General features: G+C 46.5%; 21 protein-coding genes. 3 read left to right on the top strand and 18 right to left on the bottom strand.

The window, feature by feature from the left end; genetic code table 11:
* Positions 1-18 precede the first annotated feature (18 nt).
* Together ACSQ2E_RS20230 and ACSQ2E_RS20235 are read right to left on the bottom strand one after the other, a co-directional pair.
* Positions 19-1977, bottom strand: coding sequence for a phospholipase D-like domain-containing protein (locus ACSQ2E_RS20230; RefSeq protein ID WP_435993576.1), 1959 nt, complete (start codon positions 1975-1977; stop codon positions 19-21).
* 277 nt (positions 1978-2254) lie between these two features.
* Positions 2255-3058: an RDD family protein gene (locus ACSQ2E_RS20235; RefSeq protein WP_435993578.1), complete on the bottom strand. Its 804-nt coding sequence runs from the start codon at positions 3056-3058 to the stop codon at positions 2255-2257.
* Between the two features lie 104 nt (positions 3059-3162).
* Here ACSQ2E_RS20235 and ACSQ2E_RS20240 point away from each other — a divergent pair, with 104 nt between their 5' ends.
* A complete protein-coding gene (locus ACSQ2E_RS20240) occupies positions 3163-4119 on the top strand; it encodes a stage II sporulation protein M (protein ID WP_435993580.1) in 957 nt (318 codons plus the stop codon).
* Here ACSQ2E_RS20240 and ACSQ2E_RS20245 read toward each other — a convergent pair.
* The 11 genes from ACSQ2E_RS20245 to ACSQ2E_RS20295 all read right to left on the bottom strand — a co-directional run bounded on the left by ACSQ2E_RS20245 (position 4111) and on the right by ACSQ2E_RS20295 (position 14866).
* Complete coding sequence (locus tag ACSQ2E_RS20245) at positions 4111-5469, bottom strand: DUF58 domain-containing protein (RefSeq protein WP_435993582.1); 1359 nt, start codon at positions 5467-5469, stop codon at positions 4111-4113. The genes ACSQ2E_RS20240 and ACSQ2E_RS20245 overlap by 9 nt on opposite strands.
* A complete protein-coding gene (locus ACSQ2E_RS20250) occupies positions 5420-6349 on the bottom strand; it encodes an AAA family ATPase (protein WP_435993584.1) in 930 nt (309 codons plus the stop codon). The genes ACSQ2E_RS20245 and ACSQ2E_RS20250 overlap by 50 nt, the downstream gene beginning before the upstream one ends.
* The gene (locus ACSQ2E_RS20255; protein ID WP_435993586.1) at positions 6346-7476 is read right to left on the bottom strand and encodes a DUF4350 domain-containing protein; all 1131 of its coding nucleotides are present in this window, start codon (positions 7474-7476) and stop codon (positions 6346-6348) included. Before ACSQ2E_RS20255 ends, ACSQ2E_RS20250 begins: the two co-directional genes overlap by 4 nt.
* Positions 7477-7512: 36 nt before the next feature.
* Positions 7513-8142: a DUF4129 domain-containing protein gene (locus ACSQ2E_RS20260; RefSeq protein WP_435993588.1), complete on the bottom strand. Its 630-nt coding sequence runs from the start codon at positions 8140-8142 to the stop codon at positions 7513-7515.
* A 63-nt stretch (positions 8143-8205) separates the two neighbouring features.
* Positions 8206-9132, bottom strand: coding sequence for a hypothetical protein (locus ACSQ2E_RS20265; RefSeq protein WP_435993590.1), 927 nt, complete (start codon positions 9130-9132; stop codon positions 8206-8208).
* Between the two features lie 225 nt (positions 9133-9357).
* Positions 9358-9990 (bottom strand): response regulator, encoded by a 633-nt coding sequence (locus ACSQ2E_RS20270; RefSeq protein WP_435993592.1) that lies wholly within the window; start codon positions 9988-9990, stop codon positions 9358-9360.
* The gene (locus tag ACSQ2E_RS20275; RefSeq protein WP_435993594.1) at positions 9983-11032 is read right to left on the bottom strand and encodes a sensor histidine kinase; all 1050 of its coding nucleotides are present in this window, start codon (positions 11030-11032) and stop codon (positions 9983-9985) included. The genes ACSQ2E_RS20270 and ACSQ2E_RS20275 overlap by 8 nt, the downstream gene beginning before the upstream one ends.
* Positions 11029-11760, bottom strand: a complete 732-nt coding sequence (gene liaF, locus ACSQ2E_RS20280) for a cell wall-active antibiotics response protein LiaF (RefSeq protein WP_435993596.1) — start codon at positions 11758-11760, stop codon at positions 11029-11031. Before liaF ends, ACSQ2E_RS20275 begins: the two co-directional genes overlap by 4 nt.
* A gap of 135 nt (positions 11761-11895) precedes the next feature.
* A complete protein-coding gene (locus ACSQ2E_RS20285) occupies positions 11896-12549 on the bottom strand; it encodes a PspA/IM30 family protein (RefSeq protein ID WP_435993598.1) in 654 nt (217 codons plus the stop codon).
* 15 nt (positions 12550-12564) lie between these two features.
* Positions 12565-12909 carry a flagellar basal body rod protein gene (locus tag ACSQ2E_RS20290; protein ID WP_435993600.1) on the bottom strand — a complete coding sequence of 115 codons (345 nt, stop codon included), beginning with the start codon at positions 12907-12909 and terminating at the stop codon, positions 12565-12567.
* Between the two features lie 169 nt (positions 12910-13078).
* A complete protein-coding gene (locus tag ACSQ2E_RS20295; RefSeq protein ID WP_435993602.1) occupies positions 13079-14866 on the bottom strand; it encodes a M3 family oligoendopeptidase in 1788 nt (595 codons plus the stop codon).
* A gap of 215 nt (positions 14867-15081) precedes the next feature.
* Between ACSQ2E_RS20295 and ACSQ2E_RS20300 the strand changes: the two genes are divergently transcribed.
* On the top strand, positions 15082-15801 hold the full coding sequence (locus ACSQ2E_RS20300; protein WP_435993604.1) for a TspO/MBR family protein: 720 nt from the start codon (positions 15082-15084) through the stop codon (positions 15799-15801).
* Between the two features lie 235 nt (positions 15802-16036).
* Complete coding sequence (locus ACSQ2E_RS20305) at positions 16037-16171, top strand: hypothetical protein (RefSeq protein ID WP_435993606.1); 135 nt, start codon at positions 16037-16039, stop codon at positions 16169-16171.
* Positions 16172-16185: 14 nt separating this feature from the next.
* On the opposite strand, the gene ACSQ2E_RS20310 is transcribed toward ACSQ2E_RS20305, so the two are convergent.
* The 5 genes from ACSQ2E_RS20310 to ACSQ2E_RS20330 all read right to left on the bottom strand — a co-directional run bounded on the left by ACSQ2E_RS20310 (position 16186) and on the right by ACSQ2E_RS20330 (position 23144).
* Positions 16186-18063: a cation:proton antiporter gene (locus tag ACSQ2E_RS20310; RefSeq protein WP_435993608.1), complete on the bottom strand. Its 1878-nt coding sequence runs from the start codon at positions 18061-18063 to the stop codon at positions 16186-16188.
* Positions 18064-18206: 143 nt separating this feature from the next.
* Positions 18207-19523, bottom strand: a complete 1317-nt coding sequence (locus ACSQ2E_RS20315) for an oligosaccharide flippase family protein (RefSeq protein WP_435993610.1) — start codon at positions 19521-19523, stop codon at positions 18207-18209.
* Between the two features lie 136 nt (positions 19524-19659).
* Positions 19660-20988, bottom strand: coding sequence for a glycoside hydrolase family 30 protein (locus tag ACSQ2E_RS20320; RefSeq protein WP_435993612.1), 1329 nt, complete (start codon positions 20986-20988; stop codon positions 19660-19662).
* On the bottom strand, positions 20985-22352 hold the full coding sequence (locus ACSQ2E_RS20325; RefSeq protein ID WP_435993614.1) for a GH1 family beta-glucosidase: 1368 nt from the start codon (positions 22350-22352) through the stop codon (positions 20985-20987). The genes ACSQ2E_RS20320 and ACSQ2E_RS20325 overlap by 4 nt, the downstream gene beginning before the upstream one ends.
* A 15-nt stretch (positions 22353-22367) precedes the next feature.
* The gene (locus tag ACSQ2E_RS20330) at positions 22368-23144 is read right to left on the bottom strand and encodes a carbohydrate ABC transporter permease (RefSeq protein ID WP_435994663.1); all 777 of its coding nucleotides are present in this window, start codon (positions 23142-23144) and stop codon (positions 22368-22370) included.
* Positions 23145-23184 lie beyond the last annotated feature (40 nt).

The following is a 23184-nucleotide window of genomic DNA, read 5'->3' on the forward strand; positions in this document are numbered from 1 at the left end:
ACCATCCTTTTTTCATATTTATTGAAGCATTCCGCCGGCATTCGCGTATCTTGCATTGAACTCCTGCAGGAATTGATTCGTGATGCTATCGTCATGGATGATGAGCATATTTTCATCATTTACATTATTGCCGTTTTCACTCCAGTTGGTCGATCCCACAATGACGGTTGGATCACTGGTGGTATCCGCGTCGATGAGCATTGTTTTGGCATGAAGCTTGCGGCTCTCATTGGCAGCGTACACCGGTGCAGGATTCGCCCAGCGTGTATTTGGGTTATTCGTACTCGTCTGAGAGGCCGTTCTTCCGGTCATTTCGATGCTTGCCGACCACCATTGGTTCCAGAAGCTTGGATCGAATACGCCTTTTACGTCAAAACCTGTCAGCGTTCCCTGATTATCCACATAGCTTCCTTCCCATTTGTTCTTCAATTCGTCCACCAGCGCCTGATCACTCCAGGCGAAAATGGTGAAGTACGCGTTTTCGTCCGCTTCCGTTTTCACGAGATCCCTCATGCGTCCAACAGCGTCATCTCCGGAAGAGAAATAAATTTCAACCTTATCGCCGCCGATCGTCAAGGTATGAGGCGTATTATCGATTTTCCGTGTACTGAAATTTGAAACTGCATTATTGGGTGTCATCGTCCCGCTTCCCCACATCTCTTCAAATTCTGTTTTATAAATCGAAGCAAGCTCAGGAGAATGGACCTCTACGACATGCTGCTGATTCCCATCAAGGATTCCTTGCTCCATGTTTTCTTCCGTTCCATAAAGTCCTGTAACGGTAAAGTTCCAGCTGCCCGTGAAAACCCATTTTCCATCAATCACAGCAAATTTGTTATGCATCTGATTGCCGGGAGAATAATAGCTGTCCGTGTCTTTCAATTCTCCTTCAACAAACATATAGCCTGTTGTCACCGTGTTTCCGACTGTCACGTTCCGCTGTGGGAAATCATTGTAGCTTGCTGGTAAATTAAATGCCGCACGCTTCGTTGCATCTTCTACTACAAACATGGGAGAATCAGATAAAATATGGGCGTCGTCGCCTGTCCCGACTATTCCATCCTTCCCGCGGACAAGCTTCTCCAAGTTTAGTCGCATCGTTTCATAGCGTTCTGCATAGTGGGGATCACTTCCGTCCTTCGCATCTGCCAGAATTCGTACGTCCACCCCTTGAGCGGCTTTTTCCATTAACGCCTCGACTACCCGTGGCAGATTAATTTCGTATGTGGCGAAATCAATGGATGTGCCTGCAGCATTCAGCCGCTTCAATAATCGATCCTCGAGATTGACATTGTAGTTGGCTTCATTACCCGGCATGGCGTATTGAGTAGATGCGCTTTTATTGAAATAGACATTGATGGCACCAAGCTCTTCGCTCACGTTGGTAAGGGATTCACCCCCATTACCCGACGGTGCTGCGGCATTAGCCGCTTTAGGTGTCCCGAATCCACCTTCGTATGAAGTGGTTGCCGTACTCCAATTCGTTGATACGGTTCCACCGACAGATGGATCGATTCTCGACATCGTCGCTTTCGTTGTATTGTCCCCGGCATACCATCCATCCACTTCATCGATGATGGTACCAGATGCATCTTTCAAGTACAGGGTTTCATTGGAATTCCCAAGGCTTCCTGTATATACTTGATCGGCTGCAATGGTTGAAATCGTGCTGTCGCTCGTTCTTTCCAGCAAAAAATAATCCTGTGCCGCAACCGTCCCGCTTAAGACAATGCTCGGTGAACCGTCCCCGGCTTCAAGTGTCCAACCATCAAGGGCAAGATCCGTTGAAGTTGTGTTGTGGAGTTCCATCCATTCATTGTTGTAGGAACCTGTCGTCCCCATCCATGCCACTTCATTGATGACGGCTGACTGGGTTGCAGCTTCCACGCTCTTATTTCCACCCTGTGGCTGAATAAATCCTCCCGTAAGTAAAAACAGGATACTGATGATCGATAGTGATACCTTTTTTGTCCTCATGCCCTTTCCCCTTTCAGAATACAAAGATATTAAAATGATTACAGTACAAGTATATTTTGTCGCATTTTGTAATGTAAGGGGAGAATGGACATGATTTTTCTAACCATTTTGTAAATTTTGTAGATTCAGTGTAAACCGTCATCACTATATTCCTACTAGTTTTACTTTATTTACTAATAGATTTGGTCTATTTGGAAACAAACGTTTACATTAAAGGAAGAAACCCATACAGGTACAAAGACCTAATAAAAACAGCAGAGTCTTCAGACTCTGCTGTTTACAATTCGATTTCCCAATCATCCCTCATTACCAAATACAGAAGGAGAAGCGTATTTTCCAGTTCTTCATAGGTCTTCCCATCCATATCGATTCCAAGTTTCGGAAACAGGATATCGGCCAATTTTTTGCTTAAATGATTCCTCTTTGCAAGGGGCAATTGCAGGAACCGGTTCGCGTACGTCCTGACCAGGTTCCACTCTTTTGTACCGAGCTGCTTCAACGTCCACTCTTCAACTGACAGATTTTCTTGTCTAAGACCACGTTCCCGGATTTCTTTTTCAATGGCCTTCTCTTTCTTCTTCCCTTTCACACGGCGTTCATGCACGACGATGGTTCCTGCCACGATGTCCCCCAGCCGTTTGTGCTTGGAGTGAAGGAAGATCATGATCATCCCGAGAAAATAGGAGACCGGGAGCATGTCGATGATTCTCATCAGATTCCGGATGAAGCAAGATAATAGTGTCACACTGTGGCCATTTTCCTGTATCACACGGATGCCTAACATCCGTTTACCAACTGTTTTCCCTCCCCAGAAGTATTCCAGGGCGAAGAAATATCCCCAATTAATGACGAAGATGGTGATCAAGAAGAACCCCAGGAAAACTGAATTGAAATCGAACATATTTAATTTCAGATTATCGTCTGCGAGGGCGAAAAACAGGAGCACCACAATCAAGATATTAATGATAGTCAATATGATTTGATCGATCATAAGGGCCGCGGCACGGCTTCCAAGGCCCGCCGGCTGAAATTTCAGGGATACATATTCGGGCGTCCGGATATCGACCTGTTCTTCATGCATATCCATCCCCTCCTTTTGGTTGAATTTACCTTTAATGGTTTCTATTTTTTTCTAAACTTACTATAATAAGAGATAAGAAATCCAATGAACGAGTAGGTGTCACAATGAAAGTGAAGCAATTTGTCAAACAGCACCGGGATGATTGGAAGGCTCTTGAGGATCTCCTCGGAACGTTGCGAAAAAGAAAAAATATGAGGGGAACGTCCATTGATCAATTCAATCGCCTCTATCAAAAGGCTGCCCAAAACTTATCGTACAGCCAGACCTATTTTCCCGAAGAAGAAGTGACGGATTATTTAAATGGACTCGTGTCGAAATCTCACAATCTCTTTTATAAAGATCAGATCTCAAGCGGAAAGCAAATCCGGCATTTTTTCTCCACGACGTTTATCGGTCTCCTTCTCGATCAGTGGAAATTCGTTGTCCTGGCAATGGTCTTGTTTACGATCGGCGCACTGGGTGCCTTTCTTTCCGTCGTGAATGATCCCATGCACCTTTATTCCATCCTCCCCCCTGAAATGTCACAGGGAGTGGACCCCGGAAATCTGGGAAAAAGTGACGGTGAGGTGAATTCTTCCATCATGTCGGCTGCCATCATGACCAATAATATCAAAGTGGCCTTCCTTGCTTTTGCAGGCGGTGTCACCTTCGGCTTATTGACGATGTATATGCTTGTATACAATGGCATCATTGTCGGTGCCCTTGCCGCCGTCTTCTGGCATCAGGGAATGAGCTACGAATTCTGGGCGTATATCGTCCCCCACGGCATGATTGAGCTTACGGCCATTTTCATTGCCGGTGGTGCGGGATTGTTGATGGGTTATAAGCTTTTCGTACCCGGACGCTTCACGCGGGGATATCAACTGAAGGAGCAGGCGAAACGATCCGTCCAGCTCCTCCTCGGTACGATTCCGCTATTTATCATCGCCGGGATCATCGAAGGCTTCATCACGCCGGCCGCGATCTCACTTCCTGCGAAGTACATGGTCGCTCTGTTGACAGTTGCCGGTCTGATTCTCTATATGGCCATCGGCAAGCTCCGCCTCAGCAGGCTACACTAATCCGCGATTCATCAAATCTATATAGTACGAAACGGCCGTCGTTGCCAGTTTCTCTTCTCGGGCCTCCACCATCAGGAGGCCCTGTTTCTCCCACTTGGATTTCTCCCTCTTTTTGACGAGCATCTGTTTCTGGGCCATACTCTTCATCATCGCCTGTATCTCGTCAACCGCCTCCGACTTGATCCTTTTCATCAACATGTCATCTTCTATCCCGATCATTAAAAAGAGATGCTGCCTGCGCAGTCGCTGCAGATAATATAGGGCATTATCTTCATGGAGGAAGGTGTGGATATCGCTGAATAATAACAGCAGACTCCGTTTCTTCTGGACCGTCTGGAGGTAATGGAGGACGGCTGCATAATTGGATTCCGCCGCGTCCACCTCGAGATTATAAATGCGGTGAAGGATGGTCTGGAGATGCGCCATCCCCTTGGCAGGCGGGATATACACCTTCACATTCTTACTGAAAGCGAGGACCGATACATAGTCCCCGTTTTGAAGGGCAGCCGCCGTGACGGTCAAGGCGGCTTCAAGGGACCTCTCCAGCCGGTTCCCTTTCTCAAGCTCCGCCCCCATCATCCGTCCGCAGTCAATGAGAATCGTAATATACTTTCCATGCTCAGGTTCATATTCATTTGTCATCACTTCTCTGAGCTTTGCCGTTTGACGCCAGTTGATCTTTCTCGGATCATCCCCGACGACGTAATTCCTGATTTTCGAAAACTCCCCTGCCCCACTCTGCATCTTCCGGATTTTCACCCCTTCGTACAGTAAAAATCGCTGGGCATCTTCGAGTACCCTTCTCGTTTCAGTAAGATCGGGGATGACTTTCACCTTATCCATCGTTTCCACGGTTTTTTGTTTCTCCCATAAGCCCAGAGAGCTCCGGTAGCGGAAATAGAGCCTGGTTAACTGATAATCCCCCCGTACAGGGGTTATCACATCATATGAAGGCTTTAGGGTTGAATGACCGGCAAGCTTCCCTTCAAGTGGGGATGTGGCTTGAAAGCTTTGCGGTGTCCCGTCCAAGATACGGTACGACATTTCCCGATCCGATGTGTTATGGATCGTTAATTCGACCGTATAATCAAGTCCTCTTTCCATTTGATCAGGGATGCTCCTCCTTATTTCAATATTCTTCTTTGAAGGAGTGAACGTTAAATCGATGAGGCTCAAAACGAGAAACAAAGCATTCAATATAAAGATCCATGTCCATGACAGCCCAACCAGCGTACCTCCAAAAAGGATAACTGAAAAGCATGCGTACACGATCAGCAGCCTCCCAGTCGGCAGGACACCCTTATCTTGGAACAGTAATCGACCCAATAAGCTCCTGGATGACTTGGTCAATGGTCAGTCCCTCCAATTCTACGTGCGGAGATAGCTGGATGCGATGTCTGAGGGCAGGTCTTGCCACCATCTTGATATCATCAGGGGTGACATAGTCCCGCCCTGACAGATAGGCCCATGACCTGCCTGCCTTCCCGATTGAAATGGCCGCCCGTGTACTTGCGCCGAAGCGGATCGTTTCCGTTTCCCGGGTTTTCCTGACGATCTGCATGATATAATCCAATACCGCGTCGCTCAGGGTGACATCCTCGATTTCTTTCCTGATGGATAAGAAGGTTTCAATGTCGAGGACGGCCCCCACTTCACTCCGGTCGATATGATTCTCGATCACCTGTTTTAAAACGGACTTCTCTTCTTCAAATGAAGGGAAATCAATATCGAGCTTGAACAGGAAGCGGTCCTGCTGAGCTTCCGGAAGCGGGTAGGTTCCTTCGAATTCAATCGGATTCTGTGTTGCCACAACAAAGAATACATCTTCAAGGGGGTACGTCGATCCTTGGATCGTTACCTGCTTTTCTTCCATGGCTTCCAAGAGTGCCGCCTGGGTCTTCGCCGGTGTCCGGTTGATTTCATCGGCTAATAGGACGTTGGTGAAAATCGGTCCCTTGATCGTTTGGAAACGGTTGTCCTTCATGTTATAAATCGTACTTCCCGTTATGTCACTCGGCAGCAGGTCCGGGGTGAATTGAATCCGGTTAAAGCTTCCTCCAAGCAAACGGGACAATGTTTTGACCATTTGAGTCTTCCCGGTGCCCGGGACCCCTTCGATCAATACATGTCCTCCTGCGAGAATCGAAGACAGCAAGAGTTTAAGATTCGTCCCCTGTCCCACGATGCGCTCTTCAAATATCTCCATTAAGGATGTGATTTCTGGTTTCAACGATCCTCCACCTCTTTCCTGAATAATTCTATTCTTTTCGACCATAAGATATATTCCTGTTTACTGATTCTCTCTTTATTCAGCACACCTTTCATCCCCATTAAAAAGGAGGCGATTTCCTTTTCGGAAACGGTACGGAGTCTCCGTTCCAGCGGTTCTTTCAAGTCCCCCCACTCTTTACTCGTCGGGATCCCCCACCGCTCCTGGAACAGGAGTCTTACATATTCAGCCTGGATCAGAAGTGACGCCTTGTACTGTCTCCCTTTTAAGTACCATGCTGACAATGCCTTGATTCGTTCATCACTGAACCGGACCATTTCCTCCCGGGGTACAAGAATGCCCCCGAACCGTTTCCCCTGCATCCAAAGCCCGAGTAAGGTGAAGATGGCTGATTGAAGGAGCAGGAGCAATAGCCATTGCGGATACAGGGTCGCTAGGGATGCCCCGCTTTCTCCTCCATGGAGGTATTCATCAAACAGGATGGCCCCTTCGTCCGCGCCACCTTCTTTTAACAAAAGAAGGATCAGGGAAAGATGATCCTTCTCAAGGATACTGCCATTCGTCATCCATGCCGGTGTGGTAGAAACAACGAGGTGACCCTGCCCCACTTCAGTCTTATAGGCAATGGTTCCGTCCACATCATCCAGTAGGACCGTATCCCTTTCTCCTTCTTCAAGGCGGACGCTTGATAACGTATCGGTTTTATATGTATTTCCTTCCACATCACGTACAAGAGGAAGCACCGGATCGTTCCCTATCCCTTCCGCCTTGATATCGAACATCCCTTTTGGATTATCTTTCATAAGGAGGATGGTATTGCCCCGCCTCATGAAATCCTCGTACTCTTCCATTTCTTCCTGATCCGGGACTGTAAACGGCTCCGCCATGATCAGAAGCTGGCCGGATCCTTTTTTGGACAACCGGTCTGGTGAAAGGGACCAGCGACGAACGGAATCCCCTTCGTCCTCCAAATAGGTGTAAAGGGCCTTAATCCCTGTTGGAGAGGGGGATTCTGATACATAGGCCGGATACTCCTTCAGCTTTTCCGGAGAAAGAAAGACCCCGATCACGATGAATGCACCAAGAAGACCCACCAGAGGGATCCATCTTTTTATTGTTAACTTCAATGCCCGATCCTACCTCCTTTCCCTTACACTGTCCATCTATGAATCTCCTTTTTCCAACCAGCCGCTGGCTTCCTGTTTATAATGGAGATACTCCTCTTTCTCCACTTCACGTTCACCATACGCAACCTCGTCGAATAAAAGGGCAAGCCGGTAGAATCGATCCGCCCATCCTTGATTCACTTTACGCAGTTCATCGTAATACTCCCAGTTCGTCTTCCACACGCGTGCTTCCAGATACTCCCTTTCATGAAAGTACAGAAGCAGTGCCAGGAACATGTGACGGGTGGCTTTCGTATAATCACCCAGGTCCTCCTGCTTACGCGCTTCCTCGAGATGCCTTGTATAGGACCACTCCATCTCGTTCATGGATTGAAGGGGCTTGTTCGAGCGGAACCTGCGTCTTCTCACCCCGTTTCGCACCACATTGAATGCTATGAGGAGAAGGATGCCCACAACGATGACGATGAGCGTTATCAGGATTCCCGACGCCGCCCCGCCCGTCGGTTCAAGAGAAGGGTTAATATTACCGAGCAGATCCCGGATCCATTCCTTTGCCTTTTCCCACAGGCCCGACAGCAGGTCCTGATTAGCCTGGAGGTAGGCTTTGTATTCTTCCCCTTCCAGAATTTCTTCGAGTCGATCCCTTGCTCTGTTTTCATTCAACACTTTCTTCACCTAGCTTTCAGATCAAAAGCCCGGAACCCCGGGCCAGACTGGATACTTCCTTGGTTAAATCGTATGGTAGTCATCGATCATGTCATTTAAATCATCCGCGTCATGTCTTGTTTTAAGGTCAAAGAACATCACTCCGAAGCCAACAGCGAACAACATGGTCGTAAATAATGTCACTACATTGAGGATCATCCCGTATAAAACACTATTTCCCAATACGAGGCCGAACGTCAATTCAAATGCGGTATTGACGATCCCAAGGATCAGGCCGAACACGATATACAATCCGATGATGGTGAAAGTGCGCTTTTTCGTCAGTCTCCAGCTTCTACCAAGTCCCGGGGCGTCATGCTCAATGGCCGTTGCTCCCAGGTAGAAACTCCAGCGTGCCAAAAGATAAGCGACTATAGCCGCAATGAGGAGGAATAAGACGACGATCGTAATGATCACCCCGACCCCTGTATCAAACAAAGCAGCACTGAATACCCCTGCGATCCCGATTGTGAAAACAGGGACAAATATAAAACCAAACACGATCAATCCAAATAGGATACTGCTTCCGATGATCGGCCAAAAACGAGAGAATCCTTCTTTGATGACCAGCTTGACCGAGTAGTCTTCATTTTTCCTCATATGATTCAGCGTAAATAAAATCGCCGCTTGTGCGATCGGTGTCAAAATCATCGTAATCAAACCGATCAGAGCCGTGCCGAGTTCCGCTCCCACGTTCACTGCCGGTCCTTCCTCGGCTGTAAACTCTCCTGAAAAGCTGTTGACGATTCCATCGAACCAGGTTTCCCCTGATCCTGTCGTTCTAAAAAAACTGACTCCCGACGCGAGTTCAATGAGTGCCTGCAATAAATAGACAGGTCCCAATAATACAAGGACTATCAGGAAAAAATCTTTGAAATGGTTCTTACTCAGTCGAAATGTATGATCCAGTATTTCACCGAATCGTTTTGGCTTACTGAATTGTGCGTTCATATTCTGACCCTCCACTGCTTATTTTTCAAAATTTTACAATATATCGCTTATTTTAACATTATTCCTCCTTCATTTGATGAAATATTTGTCATTTTTTTGCACTTATTTACTTTCAACATCGTATGTCCATTCATATGATTCTATTTACATTTGATGCGCTCTGCTTTCTTCTTTCTATACGAAAAAGTGACCCAAAAAGTTTTCTTTTTGGGCCACTTTCTTAAATTATTTTGCGAGATCATGTTTAAAGGCATAGATGACGGCCTGGGTCCGGTCCTGTACTCCGAGCTTGGAGAGGATGTTGCTCACGTGGGTTTTCACTGTTTTCAGGGCGATGAATAATTCATCGGCGATTTCCTGATTCGTTTTCCCCTGCGTCATGAGAAGGAGGATTTCAAGCTCCCGGTTTGTCAATTCCTCATGAGGATGAGAAACAGTCTTCTGCCTCATCCGTGTCATCATCTTCCCCGTCACTTCGGGTTCGAGTATTGACTGCCCGTTATGGGTTTTACGAACCGCTTCTGCAATTTCACTTGCCTTGGATGTTTTCAGCATATAACTGACGGCCCCCGCTTCAAGGGCAGGATACACCTTATCATCATCGAGGAAGCTTGTCACAATGATGATTTTCGCTTCCGGCCAATCCTGGATGATTTCTTTCGTCGCCTGAATGCCATCCATTTCCTTCATTACAAGGTCCATCAGGATGATATCCGGCCTCAGCTCAAGGGCAAGTTGTACGCCTTCTTTCCCGTCAGACGCTTCCCCTACGACATCGATATCCACCTGGGCCGACAAATAAGATGAGACCCCGATCCGTACCATTTCATGGTCATCGACAAATACTACTTTAATCATTCTTTTCACCTTCATTCTCTACAACGGGAACCTTCACTTCCATGCGCGTCCCCTTATTTGGCACACTGACGACTTTAAACGTCCCACCGATTTCAATGGCCCGTTCCCTCATATTCTGAAGCCCATACGAGCTCGTCACCTTCGATTCATTCACATCAAATCCGAGGCCATCGTCCACCACCCTTAAAATGATGATGGATTCCCTTTTAATGAGGCGGATGTCGAGGGAAGTGGCCTTGGCATGGCGAAGTGTGTTCGAAACCGACTCCTGCAAAATCCGGAATAAATGATCTTCAATTCCTTTATCCAGGCTCATGTCTTCGATTTTCCATTCGATATCAAGAGGCACCTTTTGAGCTAATTCGACCAACAGCTCCTTCATTCCTTCTTGAAGATTCTTTCCTTTTAACGCAACTGGGCGAAGGTGGAGAAGGAGTGCCCTCATTTCAAGCTGCGATTGATGGATCATCTGCTCGACCATTCCAAGCTGTTTTTCTTCATGAGGAGTGCGTCCAGCCGATGGGGTTTCCGTGATGGCAGACATGAGCATCGACGCGGCGAACAGTTGCTGACTGACCGAGTCATGCAATTCCCTTGCCAAACGATTCCGCTCCTGAGATACGATTTCCTGTATCCTTTTTTCCTGCTCCTCGGCTTTTTCATTGGCAAGTTTCTGGGAGTACCTGGCTTGATCGGTGAGATGCTTCCCGAGGGCATCTACCTTTTTCCACACCTGCTGCACTTCGGAGGTTGCCGTTTCAGGAATTGTGATCGTGCGCCCTTGTTCCACATGATGAAGGGCATCTTCCATTTCCCGCAGCTGCCGCTTATCCTTCAAGCCGCTCCGGATGCCGAAAACAATGCCGATCACAATACTGAAAACGAGAATAAATCCTGCTCCTGGTATATCCATGATTTCCACTTCCCATAAAAGGGACCAATCCTGCAACGGATATAAATAAAAGAAGGAAAAGGATAAAAACAACACCATGATAAGTGAAAAGAGGATACCTGCAACGACCTGCTTACTGACCGTACTCATATTCTCTTCACCTCAAGATCCCCGATCCACATGGAGGTGATGATCTTCACCCGCTGGACCGCCTCATCGTATCCTGGTGTTTGATAATAGAGTGACTGATTGATCGCTTTCGGCTCTACTTCATCAAAAATCTCAATGGATCCCGCCAGGACCGAGTGATGCACACTGACTTCCACGTCATATGGGATCAGAATCTCGATATTCCCCAGTATATTCCGGATGGATACAACGGAAGTCCCTTTTGGAAGTACCGTATTCCCGATGTCGATGACCGAGTCCCCGATGACGCCCTGGATGTTGATATCATTCCATTCATACACATCATCCGGCGTCCGCTTTGGACCGAACCATTCATTCTGAAGAGCGGACCTTTTCATGATGAGCGGTTCATGGCTTTGCGAAAATGTTTCCTTGATGGACGGCGTGATGTACTTCGGATGTTTCTTTGAATCGGCGAAGCGTACAATGATAAATAGAAGAATACCGAATAACAAAAACTTAAACGCCACCGTATTGAAGATATTGATCGCTAAACTGATGATCCCGAACCAAAGCAGGATCTTCCCAGACGTCCTCGGCAGTTTTTTGCGTCCGATATATATGCAGAATGCCGCAATCGATAGAAAGACGAGAACCCCCCCATCATAAAAGGAGACTTCCAGCAGTATTAGCAATGTCCCGATTAAAATGATCCAACTGATTCCGTCAGAACGTAAACGATTGAACATGGGGGTCCCTCCTTTCCGGTTATGTATTTAACGTCCCGCAACCGGCTCATATCCTATGATAAAACGGGGTGAACCCATCATGGGCTCCCCCTTTTTAATTGTTATCTTGTTTTTCTTACCCTAGAATACCATGTTTTAGGACGGAATGGCTTCTGTTTCCTCATTTTTCATGTCTTTTTCCAATTTGGCGATCTTCGCGTCGATTGTGTTCCGATAATAGGAAGAATTCACACCATGCTCGAGTTGATCTAAGTATGTCTCAATTTCATCAAACTTAGAGAATACCCTATTGTTGTAACCTGATGATGATTCAAGTACCGAATTCACTTTATTATTGGCGCGGGCAATATTTTCCCTCCCCATCAGTTCCATACGCTTGATGTACATATCCTTTAGTTTGTGCTTCATTTCTTCATATTTACGCTCAAGTTCTTCAAGCTCTCTTGTCGCTTGCAGCTTGGATTCCTGGATCCGCACGGCACGTTCTTCATAGTATTTTTGTTCCTGCAGGGCAAATTCATACAAGCCTTCTTCACTAGCCTTGGACGCTACCTCTGCCTGATACTTTCGTTTGTCGGCTAAAACGGAAGCCTGTTGATACTCTTTCTGAAACTCTTCTTTTAATAAATACTGCCTTTCGACAAGCTTTCTTACCTTTTCCACTTCCTGCTCACATTGCCTTAAGTAATGATTCAGAACCGCAATCGGATTTTTCTTTTCCTTTTTATCAATTGCTTCGTGAAGGTCTGACATGACGGTATTTTTCAATCGTTGAAATAAGTTTGCCATTGTTAAATCTCTCCTTTAGTTTTTTAATTGTGACCATTCTCTTTCAAAGTTCGTGAAGGGATCCGACGTTTTCTCTTCGATGATGACTTCTTCTTTCTTCCAGTTCTTATAGATTACATACAGGACATACAGAGCAACGAGCCCGATGATCGCCGGGAAGTTTGATACGGTTGCACTGAATGCGGCAAGACCGATCAGCGCCCAGAGGATTTTCTTCCCTGTGGAGTCTGTCTTGACGAAACCTTTAAAGCTGTAGTACATGATCAATAAAGAGATCGCAAGCCCCACAATCGGTCCTAAATTGGCCAGCAGTACGATCGCTGCAATTCCTCCAGCTAAAAGCAATCCAACTTTCTTCATATGTTTGTTGCCTCCTTTCTTCTTCATGTCTCTATCCTACCTGGTTTCCCGATTTCCCATAACGAGCCGGAGCTTTATTTTCGTATCAGACTTGAGGCTTAGGTTTGGTAGGACTGAACATTAAAAAGGTCCGTCCCTCAATAGCAGGGACGGACCTCAACACTCTTATTTAGTTCGTCAGTTCGAGGAATTCTTCTACATCCACTATGCAGAGGTTGATTCCTTTTTGCCAGAAGGCTTCTTTGGTAATGTCCTCACCGAGGTGCTTCATGGCAAGGTCCTCCACGTTCATGACGGCTGTGTCACGGAGCAGGGCCATGTATTTCTCTTCATAGCTTTCGCCGGACTCCAGTGCCTTCGCGTAAATGCTCAGTGAGAACAGGTAGCCGAATGTATACGGGAAGTTATAGAACGGCACTCCTGTGATATAGAAATGGAGCTTCGAGGCCCAGAATCGAGGGTGGACCTCTCCCAGTGAACCGGCGAATGCTTCCTTCTGGGCTTCCACCATCAGCTCGTTCAACGTATCGACAGACACGATCCCTTTTTTGCGTGCTTCATAGAAACGGGTTTCGAATAAGAATCGGGCATGGATATTCATGAAGAATGCGACACTCCGCTGAAGTTTATCTTCGACGAGGGCAATCTTTTCTTCCTTCGTTTCTGCTTCCTTCACGGCTGCATCTGCCACAATCATTTCGGCAAAAGTGGAGGCCGTTTCTGCGACATTCATGGCGTAGTTACGGTTCAATGTATGCATTGGCTTTAACGCATAGGAATGGAACGCATGTCCAAGTTCATGGGCAAGTGTCGAAACATTCGACATCGAGCCTGAGTATGTCATGAAGATCCGTGATTGATCGCTTAACGGGAAAGATGTACAGAAGCCTCCGGGACGCTTTCCTGCGCGGTCCTCTGCTTCGATCCACTCGTCCGCAAAGGCTTTTTCTGCAAACTGTGCCATCTCACTTCCAAAACGGGAGAACTGTTTCAGAATGAATTTCGCTCCTTCATCGTATGACATCGTGCTCGTCGACTCTGCCACCGGAGCGTCCAGGTCATACCAGTCCAGTTTGTCCTTGCCGATCAATTTCGCTTTCCGATTTAGATACTGGACGAAAGGCTTTTTGTTTTTACTGATGGCCCCCCACATGGCGTCGAGGGTCTCCTGCTTCATTCTGTTGTACTCAAGAGGCTCCTTCATCAATTCGTCCCAGCCCCGCTTTTTATACACATTCAAGCGAAAGCCGCCAAGATGATTGAGGGTCCGGGCAAAGAGCTCCTCATTCTGTTCCCACGCATCCTCCAATTTATCAAAAACCTCTTTACGGGTTTTCGGATCGGGACTTGATAGGAGATTATTGGCCTGGCCCACCGAGAGATTTTTTCCGTCGTGGGTGATGTCCATCGCCCCGACGATCGTGTCGTACATCTGTCCCCAGCCGTGATATCCATCGACTGCGAGCGCCCCGATCAAGGATTCTTCACTGCTTGAAAGCTTGTCCTTCGCTTTTTGTCTCCATTCATTCAGCACAAACGTAATCTCATTTAAGCGATCATGCTTCAGCAGGTCTTCCCACACTTCTTCTTTGCAATCTGAAAGCTGCTGCTGGAATTTCGTGAAGGTAGATGAGAAATCTGCACTCAGGCTTGTGACTTCGCTTCGAAGAGAATCGGCCTTCCGATCATGCATGTTCTGAGCTTCCAAACAGCTGACAAAAGCACCAGCCTGGCGCAAATACAGCATCACTTCCTTCGCTTCATCAATGAGCTTCCATACAAGCTCCGCATCGTTCGCCGATTGAGGCGGATGAAAGGCAAGGGCATTCTCTGCGAAGTCATTTTTCTTCTTTTCCAATGTATCGAGATGAGTCCTGAATTCCGGTGATTCACTTCCACCTTTGAAAAAAACATCTAAATTCCAAACATTTGAATATGTATGAGTTGTACGGTCCATAATGTCCCCCTAATATAAATGTGTAAATTGTCCTTATCTTATTTCTAATTCTCGATAAAACCTCTAAATCCTTCATGATCTTTAACAATTCCTTTCACCCAAACTCTCTTCATTTGGTTTTTAAACGGATAAAAGTGGAATAGTATATAGCAAACAACAGGTCTCTGAAAGGGACCCTTTCCTGCAGCACCATTATTTTTCAAGGGGGATACACTATGAAGTTGATTTTAAATATTTTAGCCTTCGCATTGGTGATCGTCATGAATACGCTGGCTGTCACACTGCCTTTGAACAATCAATCCACGAGCGAAATCAGTGACAGGCTCGACATCATGATTACACCTGCAGGCTATGTTTTTTCCATTTGGAGCCTCATTTACCTTCTGCTCGCCATCTGGATCATCCGACAATTCCCTAAAGCAAGACGGGAGCTCCCGCTTTATCAGGCAACAAGCGGATTATTCGTACTGAGCTGCCTGTTGAATTCAGCGTGGATCCTGGCTTGGCATTATAACTACTTCCTTGTTTCTGTCTTTATTATGCTTGGACTATTAATCACTTTGATTGCCCTTTATAAGCGCATTAAAAGCACAGGTCCGTCCCTGCTGGATTCCGCCCCTTTTTCGATCTATTTAGGATGGATTTCGATTGCGACGATTGTGAATATCACCTATTATTTAACGGATATCAGCTGGAACGGATTGGGGATTTCCGGGCTAGTTTGGGCTTATCTCGGATTGATTGTCGCGACTGTCCTTGCCTTCTGGTTCCGTATCACGCAGCATGATCTCCTTTACCCACTCGTATTTGTATGGGCCTTTATCGGTATCGGCGTGAAGAATATGGCAGAACACTCCACCTATTCATATACCGCCTATGCCCTTGCCGTCATCATCCTGATCTTTGATCTTGTATATAAGCGTACACGTTCATAAAAGGAGAGTCGCAGGAACTTTTGGATGTAGTGTGTAGTGGTTGATTTCCGCTCCAGGTGCTCGCTTTCCGCCCGAGGAAAGCGAAGTCTTGCACGGAAATCAATAGCGGTGTAACAAGTGATCCTAACTAATTTTTTGATGTCTTTAAAGGAAATGGATTTAGTTATGTCCCGGCCTCTTCTTCCTGTATAGAATGCCCCCATGTGACTGACATTAATGAATAGGGGGTGTTTGGATGGATCAGCAGAAGAGGAATGTTTCGAAAGCAGAGACGGATATCGATGAGGTTAAACGTCGGAACGCACAATCCGGCTTGACGTACAATCAGGTGAAGCAGCTGTTAGGTAAGCAGTATACGGATAAAAAGTAAAAGAAAGCGTCGACTCAGTCGGCGCTTTCTTTCTGTTTGTCTTCTTTTGCTTTTGTTTCCCTTTGAACGTTTAGCTTCTCTTGAATCTTGTTGATTTCCTTACAAGGCTGAGTCAGGCTTACAATCACATCTCCCTGCTCGATCTTCGGTGATGCACCTTCCGTAAAGAATTCTATTCTTCCGGTTGGTTTATGGGCAAACATCAACAGGTTATTTTCATCCCGCTCTTGTAAATACTCTTCAAAGGTGTATTTTTCCGTAATATTCGTTTTCCTGAATACGTCTCCACGCTCGACACGTTTATTCAACTCTTCCCATGTGACATGATTTTGAAAGAGAATGCGTCCACCGATTGTATGGACCATATCTTCCAGGTCATCATCACGCTTGCTTCTAAGGCTCAGCTGGAAGAGGTTGTTCCGTCCGACCTCAGGTACGAATGTCGTACAAACGAGGGCGTTATAGGAATCGAGTTCCGTTGCTGCGATCATATATTCATAAGGGGTCGTATCCAGATGGTACTCGGTTTGCTCAGATAAAATCTCTCCCCTGTAAAACGGGATCCCGGCTTTTCTGACCGAAAACAATCGCTGCCAGGAAGAATCCGTGATCAGTACCGGAATCTTCATATTCTGAAGGGTTTTGGCGAATTCGGTACTGAATTTACTTCCTCCGACAATCATGACACCAGGCTGATCGCTGATGGCCAGGTCAAGTTTCTTAGCCAGCCATTTAATTGAAAATCCGTGTGCACATACGGTTGAGAATACAAGGGCAAAGGTTAGGGATGTAAGGATGGATGCGTCCTTAAAGCCCTTCTCCAACAATACCGACGCAAAGTAACTTGAAACGGTCAAGGCGACGATTCCCCTCGGTGCGATCCATCCGACAAGGAACTTCTCCTTGACGGAGAGGTCCGTCCCTATCGTCGAAAGCCAAATCGAAATCGGGCGTACGATGAATAGCATGAGCAGGACGAATGCTATGATATTCCAATTGAAGATCTGGAACAGGGTGTCGACGGTTAAGGATGCAGTCAGCATAACAAATATAGTCGATATGAGCAGCACCGAAATATTTTCCTTGAAGTGACGCATATCACCGATGGATGAGATATGCATATTAGCCAGCGTCATACCCATGGCCGTTACAGCAAGAAGGCCGGTTTCATGTGTGATTTGATCTGATATCGTGAAACAGGCAAGGACCAGTGAAAACACTACAGGTGACTTAAGGAATTCCGGAACTTGTCCGTTTTCAAAGATAAAGCCGGTGAACTTCCCGAGTGCCCATCCGAATACGACGGCAAATAGGGAAGCGGCAAAGAAAAGCAGTAATGATAGTCCTGTTACATCGTCACTAATCAAAAAGTTGATGATTTCAAAGGCAAATACAGCAATCAATGCGCCGAATGGATCGACCACAATCCCTTCCCATTTCAGGATCGCTGCAGGTCTCGGTTTAAGCTTCGCCTGCCTTAAGAGCGGCAGGATGACCGTAGGACCCGTAACGATGAACAATCCACCGATCACGAAGGCAACCGCCCATGATAATCCTGCAACATAATGGGCTCCGAGGGAACCAAGGATCCAGGCGAGGAGGGCTCCGAACGTCACGATCCTGAAGAGCGGTTTCCCGAGTCCCCTCACTTCGCGGAAATCAAGATTCAGGCTTCCCTCAAAGAGGATGATGGCAACAGCCATCGATATGATGGGTTTAAACACTTCCCCGAAATCATCCTTTGGATTGATGAGGCCGAAAATCGGACCTACGAGCAGTCCGGCAATTGACATGATGACGATGGCCGGCAGCCTGAATCTCCAGGCAACCCATTGGGAAGCGATCCCGAGTACTCCGACTAACATGATATTGAATAAAATAGAATCGATCATAGATTTCTCCTTTGGAGGTTATGAAATCAGCCATCATAACAGCAGATTGGTATGTAGGTGTTACATATTACAAATAGAATAAAAGGTCCGTCCCTCCTATTGCAAAACAAATGCCTCACGCTCGCACATTTGTTTTGTATAGTTTACATTTTTATGGCTGATTTTAACCAAAGAGTCGTTTCCAATTCCCTGCAGATGGTCACGTAGTGGAGCATGGTAATCAAGACGGCTCCTGCATTCATACCGAGGATGACGCCTTCCATTCCAAAACGGGAACCCAGCAGGTAAATGAGTGAAAACGAAAAGACACTCGACCAGATGGTATGAAGGAGAGCATCCTTCACCAGTCCCAGCCCGATCAAAAAAGCTTGGAGAGGAAATACCAAAAAATGAAACAGGAAGTACGGCCAGAGCAGCTTTAAATAATAGGCGGAGGAAACAGAGTGAAAAAATGTCTCTGTTATATAGTCCCCGAGAGTATAGTAAATCAGCACGGCCGGAACACCGTAGCCCAATGTCAGCCACATCACTTGCTTAAGATGGGTCAGGATCCCAACAAAATCCTTCGATGATACTTTTTCCGATACGGTCGGGATCAAAACGATCAACATCGAAAAAGCAATGAACGAAGGAAAGAACCCGATGGTGAGGGCAATTCCCGCCAGCATCCCGAAATGTTCATTCGCATCCACTGCCCCCATCCCCGAAAGGACGAGCGCCCATTTAATCAGAAAAGGCTGGATGGCATGGGTCAGTGCATGAAAGATGCGAAGGACCGTGGTCGGAATCGAAACAGATAGCACTGACTTTCTCATTTCACCTGTTGATAGTCTAGCATGGCTGTTCTTTCTTTTACCCTTAATTTCAAGAACGTAAGCATGAATCAAATATACAAAAACCACCACTTCACTGGCAATTAACGTTCCAAGGGCAATGAAGATGGATGTATCGATGCCAAAGGATAAGAATTGATAGATTGACACTAATAAAAATAACTGGATTCCTTTACGCAGAAAATTAGCGGCCGCAATTTTCCCCATCTGCTGGATCCCCATGAAATATCCTCTTGTTATCGAAGTGAAGGCCACAATCGGGATTACAAACAGGACAAGCCAGCGAATCCCTGAGTGATATCCTTGAAATAAAGGAGTCCAGGCATAAACCATCACCATGATCACTAAAAGAATACACGTCGTGATCACCGCAAATCTGAAAGCATAGTGAAGCATCCCCCGGTGATACCTTTCCTCTTTTTCCGCAAAATACTTCGAAAGGCTGATCGGCAGTTCCATGCTCGATAAAATGACGATCAGGAATACCGTCGGGAGAATCGACATGTATGTGCCAAGCCCTGCTTCCCCCAGCTCCCGGGCCAGGATCATATTAATGATAAACTCCAGACATTCCCCTAAGAAGGCCGTCACCACCAACACCAATGTACCCCTTAAAAACAGACTCATATGCTTGTACCCTGCCTTTATGTAAGATGGTCTATTCTATGATGGTTGTCCGGGGAATATGAGGAGGGGTGTGGATGGATCATGGGGGCGTGCTTAATACACAAAAAAGCAGTCCCCCAAAAGGACTGCTTTCCAACTAACGAATAATAAAGGTGGCAATCGAATGCAATGGGAGAGTCGTATTGAAATTCCCCTTATCTATTGCAAGCGAGATCTCTTCCTCACGGTCATTCGCATTTATCACAATGACGACGATCTCCCCGTCTGGATTTTCAAAGGAAGTAGCCGATACAGTGTCATTGGAAATCCGGCATCCGATCCGTCTTGCTCCCTCTTTGATATATTTGCTGAAATGCCCGATGTAATAGTACGAACTGTTGTAACGGACGTCGTCATTCACAGTGTCGACGATCACCGGTGCATCGCAATAATTCCCGACATGATTCGGTCCGCCTTCTTCGTTCAGTACGATATTCCAATCGATCCACGCTTCAAGATAATTATTCAAATCACCGATGATATTACGGCCATAGCGTTCACCAGTATCCCAGGCGCCGGGCCTGACCCCGCCTTCGATACATCCTTCTGTAAAGATCAAATGCTTATCAGGGAAGTCGTGATGCACCTTAGAGAGATTTTCAAATTCCTCTGATACGTACCAGTGCACACCCGTCCCCCACACATACTTGGCCGCTTCCGGGTCCGATAACACTGCCTTCGCACGTTCATGAATCACATCACGATTATGATCCCAGATGATGACCTTCACATCCCCGTGGCCATGTCCAACGAGGGACGGACCCAGATGATTTTTAATGAAGTCCCGTTCTTCTTCTCCGGTGTACAGGCATGAATCCCACACCTGCTTCGCTTCCGGTTCATTCTGGATCGTCAATCCCCAGATTGGGATCCCCTCTGCCTGCATTGCCTCTATGTACTTCGAGTAATAGTCTGCCCATACGGATTGAAACTCGGGCAATAGTTTTCCTCCGTTGTTCATTTCACCGTTCGTTTTCATCCATGAAGGAGGACTCCACGGAGAAGCCACGATGGAAAGTTCCCCTCCGGCCACTTCCTTTGCTTCCTGAATAAGGGGAATCACGAGCTTCTTTTCCCGATCGATGGAGAAGCTTTCTAACGAAGTATCCCCATCTTCCACATACGTATAGTTCTCCAATGAAAAATCACAGCTGTTGATATGCGTCCGGCCGAAGCGGTAACCAAGTCCTTCTGACGGATCGAAATAACGGTGAATGATTTCTTCCCTTTTTTCGGGGCTGATGAGGGAAAGGCTGTGAGCCGCCGCTTCAGTGAATGCACCGCCAAATCCCAACATTTCCTGATATTTGCGCTCCGGATCGAGTTGGATGTGGGTAGAAGCACGCCCACCCGAAAAAGAAACCGGTTCTTTTTCAGAGAACCGATCTCCTGTTTCTTTGGCTGTCAAAATCACCTTCATATTCATTGCGTTACTTCCTCGGCATTGGTATGAAGGCCATGCTTCTCTTTATGGTCCCGGATGACTTCAGCATAACGGAAGGCACTGTCTTTCCAGATCCGCTCCTGCGTATCGAAATCGATATAAAGGATACCGAAACGTTTATCATACCCGAAGCTCCACTCAAAGTTGTCCATCAGCGACCATAGATAATATCCTTGAATGTTCATGCCTTCTTCATTAAGGTCAGAAACCGCTTGAAGATGCAGATTCAAGTAGTTGACGCGTTCGTGATCATGTACTCTTCCATTTTCAAGAACATCGTCATACGCCGCTCCGTTTTCCGTGATATAGATTGGCAGATCCGTATAATCTTGTCTCAGGCGGCGGATGAGGTCTTTGAATTCATTCGGCGCGATGTCCCAGCCCATGCCTGTTTTTTCATAATCGGAATAAGCTCCCTTATGCATGAAATCATTGGCGGCACTGAACTCGACGATTCCTCGGCTATAATAGTTGATGCCGAAGAAATCACATTCCGTTGAAATCAGTTCCATATCCCCTTCTTTAATGAAGTCATACGTATGAACATATTTCGAGAACAGGTTCATCATGTCTTTCGGGTATTCCCCTTTGAATACTGGATTTAAGAACCAACGATTCGAATAGCCGTCCGCATTGTTGGCAGCAAGAAGATCATTCACTGAATCCGTGTTTGGATACACAGGTGACAGGTTCAATGTGATGCCGATGTCGGTTTGAGATTTGAATTCTTTCTTCAGCAGCTCAACCGCTTTTCCGTGGGAGAGAAGCATATGGTGGACCGCTTTCACCGCTTCATCCAGATTGGTATGACCCGGTGCGTGGACCCCTTGATGATAGCCAAGGAACCCTGCACACCAAGGTTCATTATGGGTGATCCATGAATCAACGACCCCATCAAGTTCCGCGAAGCAAGCTCTTGCGTAGTCCAAGAACCATTCTACAGATTCACGGTTGACCCATCCGCCTTCTTCATGGGCCCACATCGGCAAGTCCCAGTGATACAATGTCACAGCAGGCTTGATGCCTTCTTCTTGAAGTCTTGCCGCCAATTTTTTATAAAAGTCCATCCCCGCCTGATTATACTTCCCCTTCTCAGGAAAGATTCGTGGCCAGGCAATGGAAAAACGATAGGTGTCTACACCAAGACGCTTGATATGCTGGATATCTTCTTCGAATCGGTGATAGTGGTCACATGCGACATCACCATTATGCTGCTTATATACTTTCCCTGGAATGTCACAGAACATATCCCAAATGGATGGAGTTCTTCCTCCTTCATTATGTGCACCTTCGATTTGATACGATGATGTGGCGGTTCCAAAGGTAAATGTTTTATCAAATTTCATAGGTCATTCTCTCCTCTATTCTTTGATTGATCCTGCTGAAATGCTGTTGACGATATATTTAGACAGGAATAGGAAGGCAATCATGATTGGTACGACTGAAATCGCAATCCCTAAGTACATTGAACCTAAATTTTGCGCTACTTGGGATCCCTTCAAGAATCCCATCAAGACTGGCAGCGTATATTTCTCAGGTGAGAACAGGATGACGAGTGGCATGATGTAGTTATTCCATGATCCGATGAACGTGAAGATCGACATCGTCGCAACTGCCGGCATCATGATCGGGATCGCCACCGTATGGAAAATCTTGAACTCACTTGCTCCATCGATGCGGGCAGCTTCGATTAAACTCGGATGAAGCGTCGTCTGGATGTATTGTCGTAAGAAGAATACGACGAACGGACTTGCAATTGCCGGAACGATCAGTGGAATGAAGGAATCGAGGATCCCCAGATTCTTACTCAGCTCGTAGAAGCCGATCAGCCCCAATTGTCCTGGAACCATCATCATTACAAGCATGAAGACGAACATGAAATTCTTCCCCTTGAATGTGTAAAAGGCAAATCCATAAGCAGTCAATGCTGAGAAATACCCTGATAATAAAGTCGTAAGGACAGAGATGATCAGGCTATTCTTGAACCCCGACCAGATGTTTACGTACTCCATCATCGTCGTGTAGTTTTCAACTAAAGAACTCCCCGGTATCAAGGTGAATCCTGACAGGATCGCTTCATTTGATCTTGTTGCATTCACAAGCATCATCAGGAATGGAATGAAGCAGACAATCGCCATCAACACAAGTACGATGTAGATGATGCTCTTCACAATGGTA

It is taken from the genome of Rossellomorea sp. LjRoot5 (assembly GCF_964253455.1).
In the GTDB taxonomy this organism is placed as follows: Bacteria; Bacillota; Bacilli; order Bacillales; family Bacillaceae_B; genus Rossellomorea.